The sequence below is a fragment of the Micromonospora sp. NPDC023814 genome (assembly GCF_040639595.1).
Classification (GTDB): domain Bacteria; phylum Actinomycetota; class Actinomycetes; order Mycobacteriales; family Micromonosporaceae; genus Micromonospora.
Genome location: NZ_JBFAAF010000010.1, coordinates 1 through 20,265, shown reverse-complemented (window position 1 = coordinate 20,265; position 20,265 = coordinate 1). Strand labels below are relative to the sequence as shown.

The following is a 20,265-nucleotide window of genomic DNA, read 5'->3' as shown; positions in this document are numbered from 1 at the left end:
GGCGCGGTCAGCGAGGCGGGGGAAGCTCCCGGCGGTTGAGCTGCTCGCGCATCCCTTCGGGGAGCAGCTCGCGCAGCTGGTCGGGCAGCAGCGGCAGGTCCAGCAGACTGAGCTTGAGCTGATTGCGCTCCTGGTACCGGCGCGGATCCAGGCGGACCACCAGCCCCGCCTCCCGGCGGTAGCTGACGTCGATCGTGCCCTCAGTGGCCGCCTCCCGGATCACCAGGCCGTCCATCTCCACCGCCACGGGAGCGGAGTCGGGCGTCAGCTCCAGCCGGATCCGTTCCTCCGGGGACAGCACCAGCGAACGGGAGATGCCGGCCATCGGCGCCGACGGGGTGACCACCACGGCCTGGGTGGCCGGGGACACCAGCGGGCCGCCAGCGGCGTAGCTGTATGCGGTCGATCCGGTCGGAGTGCTGACCACGAGCGCGTCGCAGCGGTAGTAGCCGTACTGCTGGCCGTCCACGGCGAGGGAGGCCGTGACGAAGCCGGAGCCGGGTTGGCGGACGAGCGCGACGTCGTTGAACGCCACGACGTCGTCCCCGCAGACATCGCAGACCAGGCAGCTGTGTGCCTCCACCGTGAAGTCGCGGTTGGCCAGCCGGTCGAGCGCCTCCGGCAGCTCGTGCGGCTCGACCTCGACCAAGAACCCGAGCCGGCCCAGGTGCACCCCGAGCACCGGTTTCGGATCGCGAACCAGCGACCGGAGCGCGCCGAGCATGGTGCCGTCCCCGCCGACGCTGATCAGCGCGCTCACGCGCGCAGCCAGTTCGGCGGCGGGAACCGCCTGCACCGTCGGCGGCACCCGGTGCTGGTCCTCGAGACGCACGGCGACGTCGGTGCGGTGCCGAGCCGCCCAGTCGGCGATGATCTCGACGATCTCGGAGGCGTCCCGCGTGGGGTGGAGCACCAGCCCGAGCAGGGTGCGGTCCATGCGTACAGCTCATCACACCGGTGTGCCGGTCGGTGGGTGTACCGGGAGGTGACCGCGCCTTTCAGGAGCTGCCCGGTTGCCCAGCGTCCCCGCCGTGACCTGCGCAGACCCTGTTCGTTGTCTCCAGGAGACGGACCCGGCGCTCCGGGTCGACACGACGCGGGGTAGGCGAGGAGAACATCGTTGAAGGTAGTCGTGACGGGGGGCGCTGGCTTCATCGGCGCCAATCTGCTCCATACGCTGGTCGACAACCCGCTGATGGACGAGTTGGTGGCCGTCGACGACCTCTCGACCGGGTCGCTGGACAACCTCACCGACCTGCCGGTCCGGTTGCTGCGTGGCACCGTTCTGGACGCGAAGGTGCTGGACGCAGCGCTGGCCGGCGCGGACTGCGTCGTGCACCTGGGCGCGTTGGGGTCAGTGCCGCGGTCGATCGACAATCCGCTGGCCAGTCACCATGCCAACGCGACCGGCACCCTGATGGTGTTGGAGGCGGTACGGCGGCACGATGTTCCGCACGTCATCGTCGCCTCGTCGTCGTCCGTCTACGGCGCCAACCCCGTCCTGCCCCGGCAGGAAGCGCTCCGGCCGATGCCGGTGAGCCCGTACGCCGTGTCGAAGCTGGCGACAGAGGCCTACGCCCTCGCCCACGCCTCCTGCTACGACCAAGCGGTACTGGCGTTCCGCTTCTTCAATGTCTTCGGCCCCCGGCAGGCCGCGCACCATGCGTATGCCGCAGTGGTGCCGAGATTCGTGTCGGCGGCGCTGGTCGGCGAACCGGTGCGGATTCACGGCGATGGCCGGCAGACCCGCGACTTCACCTATGTCGGCAGCGTCACCTCGGTTATCGCGGATGCGATTGTCCGGCGGGTCTCGGCGCCCGACGTGGTGAACCTAGCCTTCGGGGAGCGGGTCTCACTACTCGACCTGGTGGCGGAACTGGAGTCCGTGCTGGGGCGCCCGCTCGACCGGGTGCACGAGCCACCGCGTTCGGGAGACGTGCGTGACTCCCAGGCCGACTCGACCCGCCTGCGTGAGCTCTTCCCTTCCCCCCGTCGGTACACCACGCGGGAAGGACTCCAAGCGACGGTCGACTGGATGTCCGACCGCGTTCTGGTCCGTCACTGAACTTGGCCATGCTCCCCACACCCCCCAGGACCCTCGACCGCGACGTCCCGACCGGCGAGCCACCGAACCCGTCCTCTGCGGACCGGGACGGCGCGGCCCGGAGTCGCCGTCTCGCCTCCGGAATCGCCACCGCCGTTCTCGGCCGGGCCATCGGGGTCGTCGTCCCGTTGCTGCTGATCCCCGTCACCCTCTCCTACCTGGGATCGGAGCGTTACGGCCTGTGGTCCGCCGTGCTGGCGCTGGCTGGCATGGCCGCCTTCGCGGACTTGGGCCTCGGCAACGGCCTGATGACGAAGCTGACCCTGTGCCACGGCACCGGCGACAGCGAAGGTGCGCGCCGCTACCTCTCCAGCGCGTACCTCCTCATCCTGGCGGTGGCGGCGGCGCTGTGTGCGTTGCTCTGGCTGACGGCTCCGGCCCTGCCGTGGTCGTCCCTGCTCGGGCTGCCGGGGAACATGAGTCCTGGAGAGGTTCGCGGCATGGTCCTGGTGGGCCTGACCGCCATCCTGCTGAACATCCCCTTGTCGCTGATAACCCGCGTCCAGTACGCCTTTCAGCAGGTATCGGCAAGCAACATGTGGCAGGCAGCGGGCAGCGTGCTGGCCCTGCCGCTCGTGTTGCTCGCGGTGTGGTCCGGGCAGCCGCCCGTCGTGGTGGTCGGGGCGGCAGTCATCGGTCCGCTCCTGACGAACCTCGCCAACTCCGTGTGGGTGTACGGATACCGGATGCCGGAGATCCGCCCCCGGTTCAGCCTCGTGGACCGGCGTCTCGCCCGGGGCCTGCTCGGACTCAGTGGGATGTTCTTCGTGCTGACTGTCGTGATGTCGGCGGCCAACAACGCGGACACCCTGATCATCGCGCGGACACTGGGGCTGGAGCAGGTCACGGCGTACGCCGTGCCCGCCAAGGTTCTGGCGCAGGCCGGAATGCTGGTCGGGCTGGTGAACGTGCCGCTGTGGCCGGCCAACGGCGAAGCCCTCGCCCGGCGCGACCTGGCCTGGGTCTACCGGACCGTACGTCGGATGACGTTGATCTCCACGGCCGTCACGCTGGTGCCCTCGGTCGGTCTGGTGATCGTCGGCGGCCCGTTCTTCTCCGCCTGGCTCTCCGTTCCCCTGGGCGGGGACCGGTGGCTCCTCGGTGGTCTGGCGCTGTGGTGGGTGCTGCTTGCCGGCATTTCGCCCCGATTCATGGTGCAGAACGCGATGGGCCTGGTCCGACCGCAACTGCTCGGCTGGGTGGCGTACCTGGTCGTCTCCCTGGTCGGTAAGTGGTGGGCCGCGACCCGGTGGGGGATCACGGCGCTGCCGTACGTTGCCGTGGCCACCTATCTGGTCACGGTGCTGCCCGCCGCCATCTACGGCTACCGGAAGGCACTGAGAATGTCCAGCTCGCCGACGGCAGACCCGGAGGTGGCGCGTGCGGCTCGATGACGACTACCCACGAGTGCTGGTGGTGGGAGCAAAACCGTTCAGTCGATCGACGAACGAGGGGATCACTCTGTCGAACCTCTTCCAGGGATGGCCCGTCGACCGGCTCGCTCAGGTGCACACCGTCGAGGGAGTCCGCTCCGCGGACGTATGCGCGTCGTTCTACCACTTCGGGCTGCGGAACTTCCCCGTCGACCACGCGTTGCGCAGGGTGCTCGGCGCGGTCGGCGGGCCGACCGGCGCCGTCGCGGCGTCAGGCGGAACGGCAGCCGCGCGTCGAGGCAGCTCCTCTCGGCTCATGACTCAGCTGCGGGCCGCGGCGGACCTGACCCCGAGCCGGTTCCCCGACGACCTGGCGCCGTGGCTGCGCCGGCATCGGCCCGACCTGGTCTACTCGCTGTTGGGCAGCGTCCGTGTGAACAGGCTGGCCGTGCGGATCGCCCGTGATCTCGGGGTTCCCCTCGTACCACACTTCATGGACGACTGGCCGAGCACCAACTACGGCTCCGGTGAGTTGTTCGGGCTGGCCCGGGCGTCGCTGCTGCGCACGCTGCGCGCCGCAGTGCGGATGGCGCCCCGCGGCATGTGCATCAGCCAGCCGATGGCAGATGAATACCAACGCCAGTACGGCATTCCCTTTGGCGCCTTCGCCAACTGCGTCGACGACACCGCTTTCGCGGACGGCCCGCCGGACGACACCGGGCGGCCGTCGTCCTGGCCGGTGGAGTTGGTCTACGTCGGCGGACTGCATCTGGGCCGCTGGCAGACGCTGGCGCGGATCGCCGAGGTGCTGGACCGGTCGGCCCAAGAGGAGCCGCCCGTGCTCCGGCTTACCGTATACGCGCCGGAGCACGACCTGTCGCAGTTCAGGGAGGCGTTCGGCGGACGTCGGTCGGTGCGCCTCGACCGATGGCTGCACAGCGACGAGGTGCCCAAGGTCCTGCACACGGCGGACGTGCTCGTGCACGTCGAGTCTTTCGCGCCCGCCCACCGGCGGTACACGCGGCTTTCGCTGTCCACGAAGATCCCGCAGTACCTGGCTGCGGGGCGGCCGATCCTCGGCTTCGGGCCCGCCGAGGTTGCCTCCATGCGGCACATCGCCGACGCGCAGGCCGGTGTCGTGGTGGGGAAGGACGACCCGGAGCCGTTGTCGCGGGCCCTGCGCCAACTCAGGGACGCCGGCCTGCGCCACACCTGGGGACGTAACGGCCTGGATCACGCCCGCCGGCACCACCGCCGGGAGACGCTGAGCAGACGGTTCGCCGAGTTCCTGGGCGAGGCCAGCGGTACGGGCGCGGGCGCCGGCAAGGATCCGACCGACCGGGAGGGCCAAGATGGGTGAGTCCACGGTTCGCCGGCGGGACTGGGTGGCGTACGTCGGCCCGTTCCAGTTTCCCTGGGGACAGCCCGGATCCCGGCGCGTCTTCGGTATCGCCGGCTCCCTCGCCAACGCGGGGTACCACGTGGTGGTCGCGAGCGGTGAGGAGAGCCCCCGAGTGGTCACCACGTTGGAGGGCGTTGACGGGCCTGGCTCCGTCTCGTACCTCGGGCTCGGGGAGACGACCTCGGCCGGCGGCTCGCTCCTGGCCCGGACCGTGCACTTCGCCGTGCGGCTCGGCCGGCGTACCGTGGACTGGTTGGACGCCCAGCCGACGCCTCCCTCGCACGTGGTCGTCTATGGCGGCGCGGCGCAGTACATGCTTCACCTGCGCCGCTGGTGTCGGCGGCACGCGGTGCCGCTGCTGGCCGACGTGGTCGAGTGGTACGACCCCCGGCACCTGCGGGGCGGTTTCCTCGGCCCGCTGCATCTCAGTTCAGAGACGGCCATGCGGTACTTCTACCCGCGCTGCGCCGGGATCATCGCGATCAGCTCCTATCTCGAGGACTACTACCGGCAGCTCGGCACGAACGTCGTCCGGGTGCCGCCGACGCTCGACGTGCGCACCCTGCGGGTCGGCCCGGCGGCCCCTCGGCAGCGGGTCGACCTGTCCCTGGTCTACTCCGGTACGCCAGGCCGAAAGGACCTGCTGGGCACGATGGTCCGCGCGGTCGACCGGATCGAGCGAAGGGGCGCGGCGATCGAACTGCGGGTCTACGGCCCTACCGTGACGCAGGTACGGGACCTGGCGGGCCTCGGCCGCCTCCCGCAGGGAGTCGACGTGCGGGGTCGGCTGGCCCAGCAGGAGGTACCGCTGGCCCTACGGGACGCCGACTTCAGCGTGATTCTGCGTCGACCCGAGCGGTTCGCGCAGGCTGGGTTCCCCACCAAGTTCTGTGAGAGCCTCGCCAACGGCACACCGGTGATCGCCAACCTGACCAGTGATCTTGGCACTTATCTGCGTCACGGCGTCGAGGGCCTGGTGTGCGACGGCTGGTCGGAAGCGGAACTGGCCACTGCGCTACACGCCGCGCTGGAGCTGACCCGGACGCAGCGGGAGGCCATGCGAGAAGCCGCCCGGGTGCAGGCGCTGGATTCGTTCGACTACCGAGCCTACGCTCCTCGGCTCGCCACGCTCCTGGAGTCGGCCCGCCCCTGACGGCGGAAGTGGTCACCAAACCGCGCGGGCAGCCGATGTCGCGGGTCGTCCGCCCGGCTCCGAGCCGGCCAGGTCTCCGTCAGTGGCGCGTCGGAGAACGACTCACGCTTGGCGGGCGGTGCCTGCCGCGAACTGTCCCCGAGCCGTCGGAGACCGATGCCGCCCGGGTTTCCGCCCGGTTCTATTTGTCGCGATCGCCACGGAGGAGAGCAGCGCGAGCACCAGCCACGAGCCCTGCGCGTACTCCCAGTGGCCGCTCATCCAGATCGGCAGCAGGCTCATCGCGAAGAGGCCGGCCGCTATCCTGCCGACGTGTCCCGCTTGTCGGGCGGCTGCGGCGAGGGCTGCGGCGACGGCTGAGCCGTAGAGGAGAACACCGACCAGACCGAGGTCGGTGCCTACGGCGAGAAGCAGATTGTGCGGGCCGATCTGGAACGGGTTGACCATGCGGAAGACTCCGGGGCCGAGCCCCGTGAAGGGTTGCTCCATCCACGCCGATACGCCGAGCGGCCACACCTCGAGTCTGCCGGACAGGTCACCGGTCTCGCGGCCGAAGAGGGTGTCGAGCCGTTGCGCGATTGCGCTGAATCTGCTGGCGGCCGTGAACGGAACCAGGAGGATCAGCACGGGAACGCAAAGGCGTGCCACCGCCCACGCCAGCGGCGAGCTGATCGCTGTCAGGGCGAGGAACGACGCGCCCAGGATGAGCCCGAGCGTGGCGCCCTTGGATCCCGTCAGCAGAACGCCGTACACGAATGCCAGGAGGGCTCCGACAAGCGTTGCTCGTATGACGTGCGACCGCAGACCGACCCGAAGAAGGGCGACTGCGAGCACCGCCCCCGTCACGAACGTGTACGAGGTGTAGTTGATGTTGATGCCGTCCACGCCGTAGCGGATGTTGTAGTCGAGGAGCGCATCGCGGTGGTCGGCGTTGCTGCGGGCGCCGAGGATCAACGTGACAGATGTGGCGGCGCAACCGGCCAGGTGGGCGAAGGCCACGGTAAGGAGGTGGGTCCTGTTGCTAACGACGTGTCGGGCTGCGATGAAGACCAGGCACGCGGAGGCGTACAGGTAGGCGAGCCACCAGGTGATCGAGGGGTCGACCGTGCCGAGCATCGTGCTGGCAAGGGCCCACACGGCGGTGAGACCTGCCAGGACATCGGCGAGGCGGAGGCGCGGCAGACGGCAACTGACCAGGATTGCGATCACTGCGGCTGCGCCACCGTAGGTGGCGGCCAGCTTCGGCGACCAGGCGGCAACAAAGGCCACCGCACAGATCAACACCAGTCCCGGGAGTTCTCTGGCGGGAAACAGCCCGTTCGGTCGTCGCCCTGTGCCGGCGCCGTTTTCGCGTCGCTGAGAAGCGTGATGCGGAAAGGGGGGAGGGAAGGTTCGTCGTTGGTCCTCCGTCACAAGGACAGCGGGACCGAACGTCGGAGGGATCGTCATCAGACTAGTTCCCCTTCGAGGTGGACACGGTCGACGCGCCACGACGCGAGGTCTCGCGGGTGCGGCGCTGGTCCGACGAGCCGTGACCGTTGGCGGTGGCGTCGCCCAAGGCTCGATAGAAGACGTCGCGCCGTCGTCTGAGAGTCTCCTCGGAGAAGTCGCGGGCGCGAGTGAGGTTGCGGGCAGAAGCCTGGGCTCGCCGTGCTGGTTCGTTGAGCAGACGCCCTATCGCATCGGCCAAGGCGACGTGGTCGTCCGGAGCAACGATGTCCTGACTCGCGAGAAGCTCGGGGATGCCTCCCACCGAGGATCCGACGGCAGGTAGACCCCGAGCCATCGCCTCGATCAATGCCTTGGGAAGGCCCTCGGTGCGCGACGGCATCGCGAACAGGTCGGCTTGGTCGAGGTATCGCCGGACCTGCGCTCCCGCGGGAACGGATCCGACGAAATCGATCCGGTGACGCACGCCGAGCTGAGTGGCCAGTTGCTCCAACCGGGCCTGTTGCCGGCCCGTTCCCAGATGGACGCACCGCACCGGCAATCCCGCCGCGACGAGTCGAGCAAGAGCCATTATCAGGGTGTCGATGCCCTTGTAGAGCATCTCCACCGAGCCGACCGAGACGACGACGTACTCATCGCGTTGCACGAGCTGAGGAGGCTCGGTCACGAAAGCGTCCGGTGGCAACTCCACGCTCGAGTACGCCGCGGTCACGGCGTTCTTCCCGGCCGGATACCGTCGTTGCAGGTACCGCTCCGTTACGTAGGAGACTCCGACCGCGGTGCGGCACTGGTGCCGCAACAACGTCGTGTGACGCCACCTCAACCACGGCCGGAGGGGATGGCTGACGACGCCCGGTGCGTAGACCGTGTACGGGTCCGCCATGACCTCGACGGCATAGGGCAGACCCGAGCGCTCCCGCGCCGCAGCCAGGAGCGAGCCCAGTACCGTGGGCGCACGCAGTATGAGGACCGCATGCGGGTCGTCGGCGTCGCGCAGTGCGCGAACGACTGCCGCTCGACGGCGGACGTACTGCCAGGGCCCGAGGTAGTGAGGTATCGGCCGCACGAGCACGCGGTGCCCGTCCACTCGATGTGAGTCCGGCGGCATGGAGGGCACCTCCGCCACGCGCGCGAGCACCACCACCTCGGCGAATGCGGACAGGTAGCGGGTGAAGAAGCCGTACCCCGGCCCTTCTCGCGTCCAGATCGCGCCATCCGGCGTCCGGGCGAACCGTGCTTCGACGGCGATCAGAGCTTTCATGTCGAGTCGTCCACCCGGCTCGTACGGCTCGTCCAGGGGTGGGAAGCCCGCCTGCGTCGGTGCTGGCTCGGGACTGCTGTCGAGCATGGTGCTCCTATGTCTTGGCGAGGCTGTCGGGGTGCGGCGACGTGCACCGATGGGGCGCCAACAGAGACCACAAATGCGTGGGAAAGACGCTGTCTGAGTCCTACCAGGTTCTGTGGTGCCGATTGGGACTTTCACGAATTTCGTACCGTCACTGTTTCGCATGGCCGGGGAGCGAGGGCCTGCGGCAACCTTCTTGGGCTCGACGGTGCTTCTTTGAGTGTTTTGGGCGTTTCTGCGGCTGCCTGGACTCGTTGCCCGTGGTGTGGCCGGCGGGCCGGCTGACCTGCCGCACCGGCAACAAGATCTGCTACGAGCCAGACGGGGAGCAACCAGTGACGTATTCGACCACCGGCCGCCGGGTCCTCATCACCGGCGGCACGGGTTCCTTCGGCAAGACGATGGTGCGCAGGCTCCTCGACCGCGGCGTCGGCGAGGTCCGGGTGCTTAGCCGCGACGAGGCCAAACAGGACGACATGCGCCGCGTGCTCGGCGACGACCGGGTCCGCTACCACGTCGGGGACGTGCGCGACTACGACTCGGTGCTGCGGGCCAGCCGCGGCATCGACTACATCTTCCACGCGGCGGCCCTGAAGCAGGTGCCCTCGTGCGAGTTCTTCCCGCTGGAGGCGGTGCGTACCAACGTCCTGGGCAGCGCCAACGTGGTCGAGGCCGCGGAGCGCAACGGGGTCGGGTCGGTGGTCGTGCTGAGCACCGACAAGGCCGTCTACCCGGTCAACGCGATGGGCATGAGCAAGGCCCTGATGGAGAAGGTGGCCCAGGCGCACGCCCGGAACAACCCGAGCAGCGCCACCACGGTCTCCTGTGTCCGGTACGGCAACGTCATGTACTCGCGCGGCTCGGTGATCCCGCTCTTCATCGAGCAGATCAAGGCGGGCCGGGCGCCCACGGTGACGGACCCGGGGATGACCCGGTTCCTGATGTCGCTGGCCGACTCGGTGGAACTCGTCGAGCACGCCTTCCAGCACGCCCGGCCCGGCGACATCTTCGTCCGCAAGGCCGCCGCCTGCACGATCGGCGACCTGGCCGAGGCGGTCTGCGAACTGTTCGACGTGCCCCCCAAGCTCGACGTGATCGGCGTACGGCACGGCGAGAAGCAGGACGAGACGCTGGCCAGCCGGGAGGAACTCGCCCAGGCCGACGACTTCGGCGACTTCCTCCGGGTGCCGCTGGACGCGCGCGACCTGAACTACGCGCTCTACGTGGACGAGGGTGAGCTGGGCCAGGGGCCGACGGAGGACTTCAACTCCGCCAACGCGCCGCGGATGGGCGTACCGCAGATCATCGAGCTGCTGAAGACGCTGCCCGAGGTGCGCGCGGAGCTGGCCCTGCGGGACCCGGTGCTGGCATGCTGAGGCTCGCGGTCACCGGAGCCGGCGGCTTCCTCGGCTGGCACGTACGGGTGCTGCTGCGCGTCCTCGGCTGGCCGGAGCCGGTCGTCGTCACCCGGGCAGAACTGGCCGACCCGCAGCGGGTCGCGGCGAAGGTCGGCGGGGTCGACCGGGTGCTGCACCTGGCCGGGGTCAACCGGGGCGAGCCGGCGGACGTGTCCGCCGGCAACGTGCAGCTCGCCGCCCAGCTCGCGCAGGGTCTCAAGCACTGCCCGACGCCGCCCGGGACGGTGGTCTTCGCCAACTCGGTGCAGGCCGGCAACGGCACGCCCTACGGCGACGCGAAAGCCGCCGCCGCCGGCATCCTGGCCGACACGGGCCTGCCGGTCGACGACGTCCTGCTGCCGAACCTGTACGGGGAACACGGGCGGCCGTTCTACAACTCCGCGGTCGCAACCTTCTGCCGGCTGCTCGCCGAGGGCGGCCGGCCGGAGGTGCACGCCGACCGGGAGCTGAGCCTGGTGCACGTCACCGACGCGGCGGCCCGACTCGTCGGCGTTCCGGCCGGGGGATCGTGGGATCCGGCCATGCCGGCGCTGCGGATCGGCGTGCGGGCCCTCGCCGACCGGCTCGCCGACGTCGCCGCCACCTACCGGACGGGGGAGATCCCGGCCTTGCTGGACCGGCACGACGTCCGGCTGTTCAACACGTACCGGTCGCACTGCTTCCCCGCGCACTATCCGCTGGCGCTGCCGCGCCGGGCCGACACCCGGGGCGAGCTGGTCGAGACGGTCAAGGCGCACGGTGGAGGCGGCCAGACCTTCTGCTCCACGACCCGTCCCGGCATCACCCGGGGCGAGCACTTCCACCTGGCCAAGATGGAGCGGTTCGTCGTGCTGCACGGCACGGCCGAGATCAGCCTGCGCAGGGTCGGCGACACCGAGGTGGTGCGGTTTCCCGTCTCCGGCGACGAGCCGGTGCTGGTGGACATGCCCACCATGTGGGTGCACAAGCTGGTCAACACCGGATTGGACGAGCTGGTCACCATGTTCTGGACGAACGAGGTGTTCGACCCGGGCCGGCCGGACACCTGGCCCGAGCCGGTGGAGGGTCCCCGGGCGGAGCAGCCGGTGGTCGACGCGTGAGGATCGGCCTGGTCAGCCAGTGGTACCCGCCGGAAGGGGTGTTCATCCCCGGCAACCTGGCGCGCCAGCTGGCGGAGCGGGGCCACGAGGTGCGGGTGCTCACCACCTTCCCGAGCTACCCGCACGGCCGCATCTTCCCTGGCTGGCGGCAACGCTGGCGGCACACCGAGGCTGACGGCCCGGTCACCGTCCGGCGGGTCCCCGCCTATCCCAGCCACGACACGTCCGCCGCCCGGCGCGCGCTGAGCCACCTCTCCTTCGGGGCCAGCAGCGCGCTGGGCGGCGTCCGTTGGTTGGCCGGCGCCGACGTCACCTACGTCTACCACCCGCCGCCCACCTCGTTCGCCGCGGCGGCGATCGCCCGCGCGGCCCGGCGTACGCCGATCGTGCTCCACGTGCAGGACCTGTGGCCGGAGTCCGTGCTCGGGTCGGGCATGGCGCCGACCGGCCGGGCCGGCCGGTCGTTGCAGCGGGGGATCGCCGCGCTGATGCGCGCGACGTACCGCCTGGCCAGCGCCGTCGTGGTGATCTCGCCGGCGATGGCCGATCTGGTGGTGGCCCGTGGCGCGGACCCGGCCCGGGTCCGGGTGGTGTGGAACTGGACCGACGACGCGCTGTTCCGGCCGGTGCCGGCCACCGACGCGGCCCGCGCGGCGCTCGGCCACCGTGGACGCTGCACGGTGATGTTCGCCGGCAACATCGGCCTGTTGCAGGGCATCGAGACGGCGATCCGGGCGGCGGCCGCCGCCCGCGACCGGATCGACCTGGTGCTGGTCGGCTCCGGCGCGGACGAGGACGCCGCCCGGCGGCTCGCCGCAGACCTCGGCGCCGACAACGTCCGCTTCGTCGGCCGGCGCCCGGCCGAGCAGATGGCCGAGCTGTACGCCGCCGCGGACTGGCAGCTCGTCTGCCTGCGCGACCTGCCCGCGTTGCGCGGCAGCATCCCGTCGAAGCTGCAGGCCGCCCTGGCCTGCGGCGCCCCGGTGATCGCCTCCGTGGGCGGCGACGCCGCGGCCCTGGTCCGCTCGACCGGCGTCGGGCTGGTCTCCCCGCCGGGGGACTGGCAGGCGCTCGCCGCGCGGTTCTCCGTCGCGGCGGCCGAGTCCGCGGCGGCGCGGGCGGAGCTGGGTCTGCGGGCCCGGCGCGTCTATCAGGAGCGCATGTCGCTGCGGGTGGGCGTGGACCAGTTCGAGGACATCATGAGCAAGCTGGCAGCAGAGAGAGGACGGGCATGACCCGGATCATGACGGTGGTCGGCACCCGACCCGAGATCATCCGGTTGTCCCGGGTGATCGCCCGGCTCGACGACACGGTGGACCACCTGCTGGTGCACACAGGGCAGAACTGGGACAGCACCCTCTCCGACGTCTTCTTCAAGGAGCTGCGGCTGCGCGAGCCGGACCGGTTCCTGCGGGTGGACACCTCGTCGCTCGGTCGCGTGCTGGGCGGCGTGCTGGTCGGCATGGAGGCGGCCATCACCGAGAAGCGGCCGGACGCGCTGCTCGTGCTCGGCGACACCAACAGCTGCATCGCCGCACTGATGGCCCGGCGGATGCGGGTGCCGGTCTACCACATGGAGGCCGGCAACCGCTGCTTCGACCTGAACGTCCCGGAGGAGACGAACCGGCGGCTGGTCGACCACGTCGCCGACTTCAACCTGGTCTACACCGAGCACGCCCGGCGCAACCTGCTGGCCGAGGGGCTGCACCCGCGCCGGATCCTGCACACCGGCTCGCCCATGCGGGAGGTGCTGGAGCACTACCGGTCGGACATCGCCGCGTCGGCGGTCCTGCGCCAGCTCGACCTCGCGCCCGGCCGGTACTTCGTGGTCAGCGCGCACCGCGAGGAGAACGTCGACCAGCCGGCCCGCCTCCAGCGTCTGCTCGACTGCCTCAGGGCGGTCCGTGACCGGTGGGGGTATCCGGTGCTGGTCTCCACGCACCCGCGTACTCGCAAGCGGTTGGAGGCGTTGGCGCCGGACGCGACCGCCCTGGAGGGGATCGCGTTCCACGAGCCGTTCGGCCTCTTCGACTACGTGCACCTCCAGACCAGGGCCTACTGCACGCTCTCCGACAGCGGCACGATCAGCGAGGAGGCCGCGATCCTCGGCTTCCCCGCCGTGACGCTGCGCGAGTCGATCGAGCGTCCCGAGGCGTTGGACGCCGGCGGGATCATCATGACCGGGCTCGACCCGCAGGGCGTGGTCGAGGCGGTCGAGGTGACCGTGGACCAGGTCGCCGCCCAGGGGGTGCCGTGCCCGGTCGACTACCGGGTCCCGGACACCTCCCGTCGCGTGGTCGACTTCGTCCTCTCCACCGTTCGGCGGCACCACGACTGGGCGGGCATCCGCCGCTGAGGTACGACAGGGCCGGCGACCGGAGCTCCGGTCGCCGGCCTTCTCGTGCCCCGTCCCGACAGGACCGCCGCGGGCCCGTAGTAGGCCTAGACGTCTGGACGCCGCCGACCCGGCTGGGTCGGCGGCGTCCACGGGGAGACTTCAGCGGGACAACGGAACCTGCACCGAGGCGGCGTGGACAGGTCCGGTCGGGTGGGCACAGAGCTGGGCGAGCTGGGCGACGACCTTCTCGGGGTCGTCGTACGGGTCGAGGCCGCTGACCTCCATCGGGTCCAGCGCGGGCACCGCCACGTGCGAGACCAGCGGGTGCAGCGGCCGGGTGTCGACCTCCCCGGTACCGAGGAGGTCCTCGTGCAGCTTCTCGCCGGGCCGCAGCCCCGTGTAGACGATCGGCACGCTGCTGTCCGCCTGCTCGGCCATCTGCCGCGCCAGGTCGGCGATGCGGACCGGTTCGCCCATGTCCAGCACCAGCGCCTCCCCGTCGCGGCCGATCTCGGCGGCCTGCAACACCAGGTGCACCGCCTCCTGCACCGTCATCAGGTAGCGGGTCACCTCGGGGTGCGTGACGGTGAGCGGTCGGCCCAGCTCGATCTGCCGTTGGAACGCCGTCACCACCGAACCACGGCTGCTCAACACGTTGCCGAAGCGGACGCTGAGGAAGGTGCCGGGGAAGCGGGAGGCGGCGTGCGCGGTCAGCCGTTCGGTGATCCGCTTCGAGTAGCCGAGGACGCTGATCGGGTCGGCCGCCTTGTCGGTGGAGATGTTGACGAACCGGGCGACGTCGCGGCAGGCGTCGAGCACGGAGAGCGTGCCCCAGACGTTCGTCTTCACCGCCTCGCCGGGGTGCCGCTGGAGCAGCGTGAGGTGCTTCAGCGCGGCGGCGTGGAAGATGACCTCCGGCCGGCGCTCGCGGATGATCCGTCGGATCCCCTCGTCGTCCCGAAGGTCGGCGAGGATCAGCTCGGGACCGTCCAGCAGGGCCCGCCCGGCCAGTGACATCTGGAGGGCGTGCAGGGCCGACTCGTCGCGGTCGAGCATCATCAGCTCGCCCGGGTCCGCCTTCATCACCTGCCGGCACAGCTCCGAGCCGATGGAGCCGCCGGCGCCGGTGACCAGGATCCGTCGGCCGGTGAGCCCGCTGGTGCTCATCGGCATGTCGGCCACCACCTGCCGGCGCCCGAGCAGGTCGCCGATCTGCACGTCGCGGACGTCGGTGACGGCGATCCGGTGGTCGACGAGGTCCCGGACGGGGGGCAGCACCTTGAACGCCGCCCCGGTCCGCAGCGTGGCCTCCCGGATCTGCCGGATCAGCGCGGCGTCGGCGTTCGCGACGGAGAAGATCACGGTCGTCGCACCGGTACGCCGGACGGCCTCCGCGACGTCCCGCCGGCCGCCGAGCACGCGTACTCCGCCGATGCGCAGGTCCCGCTTGTCGGGGTCGTCGTCGAGGGCGCCCACGGGCCGGTACCGCCCGCGTGGGTCGCTGAGCATGGCCCGCAGCAGTCCCTGCCCGGCGTCGCCGAGCCCGAACAGCAGCACCGGGTTCGAGGACCGGACGTCCGGTCGCATGGCGAGGTCGCGGCGATGCCGGTAGGTGAACCGGGCGGCGAGCATGAACAGCAGCGCCAGGGCACCCCCGACCAGCGGGGCGCTCGCCGGCACCGGCCGTACGCCGGCCGGGAGCAGCCCGACCAGCAGGATCGCGGCGGTGGTGGCCGCGGTGCCGGCGACCCCCTGCACCTCCTGGAGGCTGCCCAGCGGGTGGCGTCCGGAGTAGATCCGGCGCACCGCCGCGACGGCCACGTGCACGACGGCGGCGAGGGCGCCGCAGGCGACGGCGCGCGCGAGCTGGTCGGACGTCAGGTCGAACTCGTAACGAAACCAGACCGCGGCGACGAACCCGCAAACCCAGGCGGTGCTGTCGGTGGCGAGAAATCCGATGGTCCGGCGGCGCGCCCTGGACCGGTGTGACCCCTGATCGCTGAGTCGGGTCGTCTCTGTCTCCGGCGGCATATGTGCTCCCTGTCCGTCTCCGACCGCTTCCGCCGCGGGGCGGAAGGAGCTTTGAGCTCCTTTAGTTGATACATGTCCGAAAGCGATGTTTGGGGGTTTTCAGGTTTGATGACCGAATTCTGCCCAAGGAGTCGAGGTCGTGTCGGGTCAACGGGCGGGTACGCCCTTGACGACGACGCCGTCCGGCACGTCCCGGACGACGCAGGCGCCAGCTCCGACGGTGCTGTGCCGGCCCACCCGCAGGCCCTGCAACACGGCTGCGGTCGTGCCGACGAGCACCCCCTCCGCCAGGTGGCAGTCGCCGGAGACGGCGGCGAGTGGGTTGACCGACACGAAGTCGGCGAGGGTGCAGTCGTGGCCGACGGTGGCGTTCTGGTTGAGGTGCACGTGCCGGCCGACGGTGACGTTCGTGGTGACGCGTGCCCCGGCGAAGGCGACGAAGCCGGGACCGTGCACGGTGTCCGGCCCGATCGTCGCCGCCGGGTGCACGAGGCTCGCCGCCGGCACGCCGTACGCGTCGACGCGCCCCGCGACGGCCCGCCGGACGCGCGGGTCGCCGATGCCGATGACGTGGTGCGTTTCCGGGGGTGCGTCGCGCAGCCAGGCGACTCCGCCGAGGTAGGGGACGTCGAGCCGCTGCACCCGCTTCAGGTTCTCCTCGGACGGGCGGTCGTCGACGAACCCGAGGAGCCGCCAGCGCCGCCGACCGGCTGCGGCGTCCGTCGCCCGGGCGATCGTCAGGATCTCCCGGCCGTGGCCACCGCAGCCGACGACCACCAGGGGAATCGTCACGCCGTCGACGCCCCCGCCCGCACCGTCAGGAACTCGTCCACGGCGGCGAGGACGCGGCCGATCTGCGCCTCGTCAAGGACGCTGCCGCTCGGCAGGGCCAGCCCGTCGGCGAACAACCGCTCCGCCACGCCGGTGACGAGACGCTCGGCGGCGGCGTACGCCGGTTGCAGGTGCATCGGTTTCCAGACCGGTCGGGTCTCGATGTCCCGCAGGGCCAGGTGGGCCGCCAGGTCGGCGGCCCGCCACCCGGACCGATCCGGATCGACCACGATGGTCGTCAGCCAGCAGTTGGAGCCCGCGTCCTCCATGCCGATCAGGCGTACGCCGGGGACCGGGGCGAAAAGCTTGGCGTACCGGTCGCGAAGCTGCCGGCGCCGGGCGATCATCCCGTCCAGCCTGACGAGCTGGGCGCGGCCGAGCGCGGCGAGCAGGTTGCTCAGCCGGTAGTTGTAGCCCGTCTCGCGGTGCTCGTAGTGCGGCGTCGGTTCGCGGGCCTGGGTCGCGAGGTGACGGGCCCGGGCCAGCAGGGCCGTGTCGTCGGAGACGAGCATGCCGCCGCCCGACGTGGTCATGATCTTGTTGCCGTTGAAGGAGAGGATGCCCGCCTGGCCGAAGGAGCCGGCGGGCCGGCCGCGATGGGTGGCGCCGAGGGCCTCGGCGGCGTCTTCGACGATCGGGACGCCCGCCGCGTCGCAGACCGGCAGCAGCGCGGTGTAGTCGACGCAGCTGCCGAAGAGGTCCACCGGGACGACCGCCCCGACACGCTGGCCCCGGAAGGTCAGGTTTCGGATCAGCTCGGCGACGAGGGTGACGTCGACGTTGCCGGTGTGCGGGTCGCAGTCGACGAAGACCGGTCGGGCGCCGGCGTACCGGACCGCGTTCGCGGTCGCCACGAACGTCAGCGTCGGCACGATGACGGCGTCCCCGGGCCCGACCCCCACCCCGAGCAGCGCCAGGTGCAGCGCGGCCGTGCCGGAACTCACGGCAACGGCCCCGCGGGTGCCCACCCGCGCAGCGACCTCGCACTCGAACGCGTCGAGGTCCGGCCCGACGGGCGCGACCCAGCCGGACCGCAGGGCCGCGACGACGTACGACTCCTCCAGCGGCCCGACGTCGGGCGGGGACAGGTGGATCGTCCGGCTCATCGGCCACCTCCAGCGGGAACGGTCAGGTTGGCCTCCCGGCCTGGCACGGCGGGAACGGGCGAGGGCGTGCCGAGGAACTCGGGCGCGGTGGCCGAGCCCGCCGCGGAGATCCCCTCGCGGCGCAGCACGGTGCGGACGGTCGCGGCGAGGATCGACAGGTCCAACCGCAGGCTGCGGTGGTCGACGTACCAGACGTCAAGGTCCAGCTTCTCCCCCCAGCCCAGGCTGTTGCGTCCACGTATCTGGGCCAGCCCGGTGACGCCCGGCCTGACCTCGTGCCGGCGGGCCTGGGTGGGGGAGTAGCGCGGCAGGTACTCGGTGAGCAGGGGGCGGGGGCCGACCAGGCTCATGTCGCCGCGCAGCACGTTCCACAGCGTCGGCAGTTCGTCCAGGCTGGTGGAGCGCAGGAACCGCCCCAGCGGCGTCAGCCGGTCCCCGTCGCGTACCCGTCCCCGCCGCGGATCGGGCGGGAGCATGGTGCGGAACTTGACCAGCTCGAACACCTGGCCGTGCCGGCCGGCACGGGGCTGCCGGAACAGCACCGGCCGGCCGAGCCCCGTGGCCACCAGCGCCGCCACCACGAGGACGAGCGGCGCGGTCAGCACCAGCAGCACCACGGCTGCCGCCAGGTCGATGGCCCGCTTGAGGCCCTCCGGTCGGGGCCGCTCCGCCAGATCCCCCGGCGCGTTCACGGAACCATGCACGCTGTCGACCTCCCAGCCAATCGAGTCATCATGGAACAGACAGGTTGTATCAGGCATGAAAGCGTCAAGAGGCCAGAATCGCGACACCAGGTTCTGATCCCGACAGGTCAACCGCCCAACCGTCCGACAGGACTCGGCCGGCTACCAAGACGTGACCTTCCGTCCGGCCCGACCGGCAGTAGAGTGCCCGACCGTCGACAGGGCGAGGGGGAGGGCCGTGCTGCACCTGAGGGTGATCGCCCCACCGGACCAGTCCGCCGCGGTGGCCGAGCTGCTGGCCGCCGACTGCGGGGTGACCCATCTGGCCGTGCTCGCCGGCGCCGCCCGCCAGCCCGAGGGCGACCTCATCCTCTGCGACGTGGTCCGGGAGAGCGCCGACGGCGTGCTGCGCGACCTGCGGCAGCTCGGCGTGGAGGCACGTGGGGCCATCGCGGCCGACGACGTGGAGCTGGCCATCTCCGCGGCGGCGGACCGGGCGGCCCGGACGGCGCCCGGCAGCGGCGCGGACGCGGTGGTCTGGGACGAGATCGCCGCCAAGACCGGCGAGCAGACGGAACTGTCCGCCACCTACCTCGTGCTGATCACCGTCGCCACCATGCTCGCCGGCATCGGCGTCCTGCTCGACCAGCCGATCCTCATCGTCGGCGCGATGGTCGTCGGTCCCGAGTTCGGCCCCCTGGCCGCGCTCTGCGTGGCGCTGCTGCGCCGCAGGCTGCCGGTCATCACCCGGTCGGTGCAGGCGCTGGTGGTCGGCTTCCTCGTCGCCATGGTGGTCACCGTGCTCAGCACCTGGGCGCTGACCGCCGCCGGCCTGGTCGACCGCGGGATGCTGCTGGCCGATCGCCCGCTCACGGACTTCATCTGGCGGCCGGACGCGCTCTCCTGGGTGGTCGGCCTGCTCGCCGGTGTGGCCGGCATGCTCTCGCTGACCTCGAAGAAGTCCGGCAGCCTGGTCGGGGTGCTGATCTCGGTGACCACGGTGCCGGCGGCCGCGAACGTGGCCGTCGCCGCCGCGTACGGCGTCTGGCACGAGGCGGCCGGCTCGGCCCTCCAGTTGGTGATCAACCTCTGCGCGATCGTGCTCGCCGGCCTGGTCACGCTGGTGGTGCAGCAGTCGTGGTGGTGGTACCTGGCCCGGCGCGGCCCCGGGCACCGGCCCGGCCGGGCCCGTCGCTGACCCCCGTCAGGGCCCCTCGTCACCGCCGTTCAGCCGGCGGGTGAGCAGCGTTCGTAGCGGGATGGACTCGCCGTCCCGGCCACCCGCGCCGACGACCAGCGGCGGCGGGCTGGGCTGCGGCTCGGCCCCGAGCAGTCGGGCGCGCAGGCTGCCCGACACGGTCAGCAGGTGGAACCGCCCGTCCACGTCGACCGCCCGGGTCCGGGCCCGGTCGACGTACCAGCCGCGCAGCCGCGTCCGGTAACGGCCGCGACCGTCGTAGGCCCGGGCCGTGAGCCGCTCCGTCGGCAGCCCGCGCCGGATCGCCTCGGCGACGAACCAGGCCACGAGTTCCGCCGCCTCCGCCTGCTCGGCCGCCCGGCGCCGCTCGTCGGCCGCCGCGTGCGCCCGCACCGCCCGTCGCTGCCGCTCCCGCCACTCCAGGCCGTCGCCCTCGTCCACGACCGCGACGGTACGCCGCACCGCCCGCCCCCGGTACCAGTGGCTCCCGCGCCGCCGCGCCCGAGTCGTGGTGCGGGGCGGCCAGACGGCGTTCTGCTGCGTGCCCGTCGCCCGGGTTCTTGCCGGCCCTGTTCCCGGCGCCGGACCCGGCCGTCCGCTGATCTCGGGCAGCGGTCGCCACCGGCTGCACCGGCCGGCCTCGGGTCCGCCGGCCTCGGGCCCAGCGGATCCTGATGCGGGCGAAGAAGGGCCCGTTCGACGTCTACACCCCCGAGGAGGCCTACGAGGGGAACTGGATCGGCGAGAACAACGGC

17 protein-coding genes are annotated in these 20,265 nt (G+C 71.3%); 9 read left to right on the top strand and 8 right to left on the bottom strand.

Going from position 1 to position 20,265, the window contains the following annotated elements; genetic code table 11:
- Positions 1 to 7: 7 nt before the first annotated feature.
- Entirely contained in the window at positions 8 to 937 is a 930-nt protein-coding gene (locus tag AB0G14_RS07545; protein ID WP_357694752.1) for an NAD(+)/NADH kinase, read from the bottom strand.
- 183 nt (positions 938 to 1,120) lie between these two features.
- Between AB0G14_RS07545 and AB0G14_RS07540 the strand changes: the two genes are divergently transcribed.
- From AB0G14_RS07540 to AB0G14_RS07525, 4 genes are read left to right on the top strand one after another with little or no spacing between them, the layout of a single operon-like run.
- The gene (locus AB0G14_RS07540; protein WP_357694750.1) at positions 1,121 to 2,065 is read left to right on the top strand and encodes an NAD-dependent epimerase/dehydratase family protein; all 945 of its coding nucleotides are present in this window, start codon (positions 1,121 to 1,123) and stop codon (positions 2,063 to 2,065) included.
- 8 nt (positions 2,066 to 2,073) lie between these two features.
- Positions 2,074 to 3,498, top strand: a complete 1,425-nt coding sequence (locus AB0G14_RS07535; protein WP_357694748.1) for a lipopolysaccharide biosynthesis protein — start codon at positions 2,074 to 2,076, stop codon at positions 3,496 to 3,498.
- Entirely contained in the window at positions 3,485 to 4,837 is a 1,353-nt protein-coding gene (locus tag AB0G14_RS07530) for a glycosyltransferase (protein WP_357694746.1), read from the top strand. The genes AB0G14_RS07535 and AB0G14_RS07530 overlap by 14 nt, the downstream gene beginning before the upstream one ends.
- The gene (locus AB0G14_RS07525; RefSeq protein ID WP_357694744.1) at positions 4,830 to 6,032 is read left to right on the top strand and encodes a glycosyltransferase; all 1,203 of its coding nucleotides are present in this window, start codon (positions 4,830 to 4,832) and stop codon (positions 6,030 to 6,032) included. The genes AB0G14_RS07530 and AB0G14_RS07525 overlap by 8 nt, the downstream gene beginning before the upstream one ends.
- A 102-nt stretch (positions 6,033 to 6,134) precedes the next feature.
- On the opposite strand, the gene AB0G14_RS07520 is transcribed toward AB0G14_RS07525, so the two are convergent.
- Both AB0G14_RS07520 and AB0G14_RS07515 read right to left on the bottom strand, forming a co-directional pair.
- Entirely contained in the window at positions 6,135 to 7,301 is a 1,167-nt protein-coding gene (locus tag AB0G14_RS07520) for an O-antigen ligase family protein (RefSeq protein WP_357694742.1), read from the bottom strand.
- Between the two features lie 184 nt (positions 7,302 to 7,485).
- Positions 7,486 to 8,829, bottom strand: coding sequence for a glycosyltransferase (locus AB0G14_RS07515; protein WP_357694740.1), 1,344 nt, complete (start codon positions 8,827 to 8,829; stop codon positions 7,486 to 7,488).
- Between the two features lie 332 nt (positions 8,830 to 9,161).
- Between AB0G14_RS07515 and AB0G14_RS07510 the strand changes: the two genes are divergently transcribed.
- The 4 genes from AB0G14_RS07510 to wecB are packed head-to-tail and all read left to right on the top strand — an operon-like array spanning position 9,162 to position 13,679.
- A complete protein-coding gene (locus tag AB0G14_RS07510; RefSeq protein ID WP_357694738.1) occupies positions 9,162 to 10,202 on the top strand; it encodes a polysaccharide biosynthesis protein in 1,041 nt (346 codons plus the stop codon).
- Positions 10,196 to 11,323, top strand: coding sequence for a capsular biosynthesis protein (locus AB0G14_RS07505; protein WP_357694736.1), 1,128 nt, complete (start codon positions 10,196 to 10,198; stop codon positions 11,321 to 11,323). Before AB0G14_RS07510 ends, AB0G14_RS07505 begins: the two co-directional genes overlap by 7 nt.
- Positions 11,320 to 12,558, top strand: coding sequence for a glycosyltransferase family 4 protein (locus AB0G14_RS07500; RefSeq protein WP_357694734.1), 1,239 nt, complete (start codon positions 11,320 to 11,322; stop codon positions 12,556 to 12,558). Before AB0G14_RS07505 ends, AB0G14_RS07500 begins: the two co-directional genes overlap by 4 nt.
- Positions 12,555 to 13,679 (top strand): UDP-N-acetylglucosamine 2-epimerase (non-hydrolyzing), encoded by a 1,125-nt coding sequence (gene wecB / locus AB0G14_RS07495; RefSeq protein WP_357694732.1) that lies wholly within the window; start codon positions 12,555 to 12,557, stop codon positions 13,677 to 13,679. Before AB0G14_RS07500 ends, wecB begins: the two co-directional genes overlap by 4 nt.
- A 141-nt stretch (positions 13,680 to 13,820) precedes the next feature.
- Here the strand turns inward: wecB and AB0G14_RS07490 are convergent, their stop codons facing one another.
- The 4 genes from AB0G14_RS07490 to AB0G14_RS07475 all read right to left on the bottom strand — a co-directional run bounded on the left by AB0G14_RS07490 (position 13,821) and on the right by AB0G14_RS07475 (position 18,333).
- The gene (locus tag AB0G14_RS07490) at positions 13,821 to 15,692 is read right to left on the bottom strand and encodes a polysaccharide biosynthesis protein (protein WP_357694730.1); all 1,872 of its coding nucleotides are present in this window, start codon (positions 15,690 to 15,692) and stop codon (positions 13,821 to 13,823) included.
- Between the two features lie 147 nt (positions 15,693 to 15,839).
- The gene (locus tag AB0G14_RS07485; protein WP_357694728.1) at positions 15,840 to 16,484 is read right to left on the bottom strand and encodes an acetyltransferase; all 645 of its coding nucleotides are present in this window, start codon (positions 16,482 to 16,484) and stop codon (positions 15,840 to 15,842) included.
- Positions 16,481 to 17,629 (bottom strand): aminotransferase class I/II-fold pyridoxal phosphate-dependent enzyme, encoded by a 1,149-nt coding sequence (locus AB0G14_RS07480; protein WP_357694726.1) that lies wholly within the window; start codon positions 17,627 to 17,629, stop codon positions 16,481 to 16,483. The genes AB0G14_RS07485 and AB0G14_RS07480 overlap by 4 nt, the downstream gene beginning before the upstream one ends.
- Complete coding sequence (locus tag AB0G14_RS07475) at positions 17,626 to 18,333, bottom strand: sugar transferase (protein WP_357694724.1); 708 nt, start codon at positions 18,331 to 18,333, stop codon at positions 17,626 to 17,628. The genes AB0G14_RS07480 and AB0G14_RS07475 overlap by 4 nt, the downstream gene beginning before the upstream one ends.
- Positions 18,334 to 18,550: 217 nt before the next feature.
- On the opposite strand from AB0G14_RS07475, the gene AB0G14_RS07470 reads away from it, so the two are divergent.
- Positions 18,551 to 19,510 carry a DUF389 domain-containing protein gene (locus AB0G14_RS07470; protein ID WP_357694722.1) on the top strand — a complete coding sequence of 320 codons (960 nt, stop codon included), beginning with the start codon at positions 18,551 to 18,553 and terminating at the stop codon, positions 19,508 to 19,510.
- A gap of 6 nt (positions 19,511 to 19,516) precedes the next feature.
- Here the strand turns inward: AB0G14_RS07470 and AB0G14_RS07465 are convergent, their stop codons facing one another.
- A complete protein-coding gene (locus AB0G14_RS07465; protein WP_357694720.1) occupies positions 19,517 to 19,951 on the bottom strand; it encodes a hypothetical protein in 435 nt (144 codons plus the stop codon).
- Positions 19,952 to 20,265: the final 314 nt, after the last annotated feature.